The sequence below is a fragment of the Spirosoma sp. genome, from assembly GCF_048594605.1.
In the GTDB taxonomy this organism is placed as follows: Bacteria; Bacteroidota; Bacteroidia; order Cytophagales; family Spirosomataceae; genus Spirosoma.
Genome location: NZ_JBMDWV010000291.1, coordinates 1 through 3,589 on the forward strand (window position 1 = coordinate 1; position 3,589 = coordinate 3,589).

The window sequence follows — 3,589 nt, forward strand, 5'->3', positions numbered from 1 at the left end:
TACCTGGAGTCGCTTCTTTTGCAAAATCATAATTCGGGTTTCCGCGTTTGGTCAGAATTGAAATTACGCCCCCACTGGCGCGAGCGCCATAAATAGCGGCAGCAGCCCCTTTCAGCACATCAACCCGGTCAACATCCATCACCGAAATCCCCATAATTCCCTGCAAATCCATCGGCATACCATCCAATACGAACAAGGGTTCAATAGGGCCGCTAAAGTTGGCCGCTCCCCGAATTTGTACACGTGCGTTGAACCCCGACCCAACTACCTGAACACCAGCCACCTGCCCCTGAATCACATCCAGAATCGTAAGTCGACCGGCGGTATTTTGAGGAGTAAATTTTACTGTTGCGCTGGGTGTACCGTAAATAACCCGCGAATCAAATTCCTTTTCTTTTTTCGCTTTCACCGTAACGGCCTGTAGCAATACTTCGCCGTTACGTCGGATCTGTCGTTCGATTTCCTGATATTCTTTTGTTCTCTTTACGAAATCGGCCAAGTCATCGCGTCGGAATTCCAGCGGATTGTACGGCACTTTTGTAATCGTTACGGTCGGCGCAAGTAATTGATCGAGCGAGATGACGAGGTTTCGGTTAGCAGCCCCTTTGGTTCCCTGAATTAATACATGAGTCGTATCGGTAAAATCGAGATCGTACGCGCCAAAATTCCCCGCTTCATCGGTTTCGCCAGCCAGAAAAACGCGTGAACTATCCCGCTTGACCAGCATAAACGTCAGATTCACGTTGCCGTTAACGCCTTTCTGGTTGGGTCGAACAACCCGCCCAGTTAATGACAAGCCTCTTTCAGCGCCGTATTTCACCGAAGGATTTGCCCCAGACACTACGTCTGTCCAGGAAAAACGTCGCCAGCCCTGTGTCATCAGCAACAAATCCAGCTTCGTCAAACGATCCCTATAAATTGGATTGAAGTAGTAATCAGGCTGTTCGACCGTACCAGTCAGATCGGAGGAAAGCAGAAGATGCGACACGATGGTTGCCCCGTTGGAATCGGCTTCAGGAGCCAGCCGGGCATCGACCGCTGCGAACGACAGATTAGCCGTAACAGGTTTTCCCTGATTATCCGTTGTAGTAACAGTCAGATCAACTTTCTCCCGATTCGTAAAGGTCATCTTACTTGTTGCGAGTGCTACGTTAATTCGCTCATTTTTATCCACAAAAATCAATCGTTCGCTAACGGGCTTATTGGTTTCATCAAACAGTGTTAGTTGGGCAATCCCTTCGGGAAATTCCGATTTCGGCAATTGAATTAACGAAGCCCTTTTAGATAAGGAAATCTTAGCCGCCTGAATTATCTGGCCACGGGTTTGAGCCACTAATGTCGCCGTAGCTGCTACGTCGGAAATGGCTTTGTTGTGATACAGATACACCTTAATATTATCTTTATGACTGAGGTTATCGACCTGCATGACAAAACCCTGTGGCTGCACCTGAGGTAATGGATAGGATAAAGCCTGGCCATCCTTACGCTTTACAAAGGCCGTATATACCTGATCCACTTCGGGCTTAAACGTAACATATCCCATTCCCAGAAACGTAGTGGTAAACCCAGCAATGGTATCTTTTTTAGCGCTTAAAATAAAGCCTTCAACTGGTTCACTACGTCCCGACGTATTGACGGCCTTAAGAGCAACTCTATTTTCAATTCCTGCTATCAACTGGCCACCTTCTGGCAAAAACTGTACATCAGGCCGACTAACCGCTCCGGTCGTAGAACCAGCGGTTACGTTGTTGGCTGGTGATGCCAGATTGTCGTCCGGTTGCAGAATGGTCAGCGTTTTATTGAAATAATACGTCTCTGGATAGTTTCGCATAAAATTGGTATACGCCCGAAGCTGATACGTACCGGCACGTAGTGAATCAGGTATATCCAACTGACCAGGGGCATAACTATTCGTTGCCCGAAGTTGCGCCCGAAGCCGAATACGTTGAGCAACAGGATCAATCAGATCGACATAAAGTACCCGACTAACCGTATCCGCTTCGTGCGTGGTTCCGTTAAAAATGTATCCTTTCAACCACATAGTTTCGCCAACCAGATAAGCATCCCGATCGGTCTGAACATATACTTTTTCTGTGGGATGTTGCTCATGATAGGCACGCAATTGACCGATAAGCCGTTTAATAAAATCGTCATCGTTGCTACGAAAAGCAACTACTAACGTAGACGTAAGCAGTAAGCACACGCCGATAATCCGAAAAAGGTTAGGTTGCATAGGATAGAATTTGGGAATAGGTGTCTTCAATACTAAATGTAGCGGTTAAATTAGCAGAATTACCTCCTCTCTATTATGACGACACCCGCCTATAAAACAGCATTAGTATTGGGGGCTACGGGTCTTGTTGGTGAATCACTTACTCACCAGCTTGTCGATTCACCCTTTTATTCCAATGTTAAAGTCCTGGTGCGTAAGCCATTAAGTTGGCAACACCCTCGTTTGCAGGAAATCCAGTTCGACTTTGACCATCCTAATGGTTTACTGACCAAAGCCGACGATATTTTCTGCTGCCTTGGTACAACGATAAAAAAAGCGGGTTCCAGGGAAGCTTTTCGTAAAGTGGATTATCAGTATCCATTAGACATTGCTCGTCTAAGTCTGGCCAACGGAGCTCAGCAATTCGCGATTGTTACGGCAGTAGGAGCCGATGCGAAATCATCCATATTTTATAACCGGGTTAAGGGTGAAATCGAACGTGATCTGGCGAGCTTACCCTATTCAACTTTACTTATTTTTCGTCCTTCTCTTTTATTAGGCGAGCGCGCTGAGAATCGCTTTGGCGAGCGCGTCGCAACTACTTTCATGAAACTCTTCAACCCAATTATACCAGACAAATATAAAGGTGTTGAAGCCTCAAAAGTTGCCAACGCTATGCTTCAAACCATGCAACAAGGATTAACTGGCAAGCATATTTTTGAATCCGACGCCTTACAGCAGTATTAATTAGTACATCATTTCAGTATAGACAAATCGGTGAACAACAACCGCTTTGCCAGTTCATTTAATTGACTCTCAGCGCCTTGAACATGAAAGGTTGTGTGACGGTGTCGTTGTTTTGAGCCAGCTGTCAACTTCGCAGCCGGCGACGATGACTCCAGCTCGTAGAACTGGCCCATCTGCGTTTGTCCTGGCTTCATCGGCCCATCATTGTATGCATTGATCACATCACCGCCAAAAGGATCTTTCTGATGTTCCCAGGCTGAATTAACGTACTGTCTATCTTTCGGATTAAAATCGAATGTCACCAGCGTTAAGGTTTGGCTAGCAGGATCATAACTCCCTACCCAGTTAGTAGCTCGTTCGGGCGAAACACCGATTTTACTACGGTACCTGGCATCTGCTTTGAAAAGCGCGGCCTCTTTTCCTAAAATCAGGCGGTCGGCAGGCACTTCACCAAAATACGTATCATTTATCGGTTTCCCCGCCCCTGCACGATACGGAACTATAATCGTTGCTTTAGGGGTTGCATTCATCATGCCCAGAATCCAGATGGATGGCATACCTGTTTGCGTTGTCCATGCCTGTGTGCCCAGATTCGTAATTACGTTGTCTGATTGAATACCAACAATCTTG

3 protein-coding genes are annotated in these 3,589 nt (G+C 46.5%); 1 reads left to right on the forward strand and 2 read right to left on the reverse strand.

The window, feature by feature from the left end; translation table 11 throughout:
- Positions 1 to 2,233, reverse strand: a 2,233-nt coding sequence (locus ACOJS8_RS17475) for a TonB-dependent receptor plug domain-containing protein (protein ID WP_420149830.1), incomplete at its 3' end; no start/stop codon positions are given.
- A gap of 75 nt (positions 2,234 to 2,308) precedes the next feature.
- On the opposite strand from ACOJS8_RS17475, the gene ACOJS8_RS17480 reads away from it, so the two are divergent.
- A complete protein-coding gene (locus ACOJS8_RS17480) occupies positions 2,309 to 2,959 on the forward strand; it encodes an oxidoreductase (protein WP_420149831.1) in 651 nt (216 codons plus the stop codon).
- A gap of 8 nt (positions 2,960 to 2,967) precedes the next feature.
- Here the strand turns inward: ACOJS8_RS17480 and ACOJS8_RS17485 are convergent.
- A partial coding sequence (locus tag ACOJS8_RS17485; protein ID WP_420149832.1) for a DUF6786 family protein occupies positions 2,968 to 3,589 on the reverse strand: 622 nt, incomplete at its 5' end.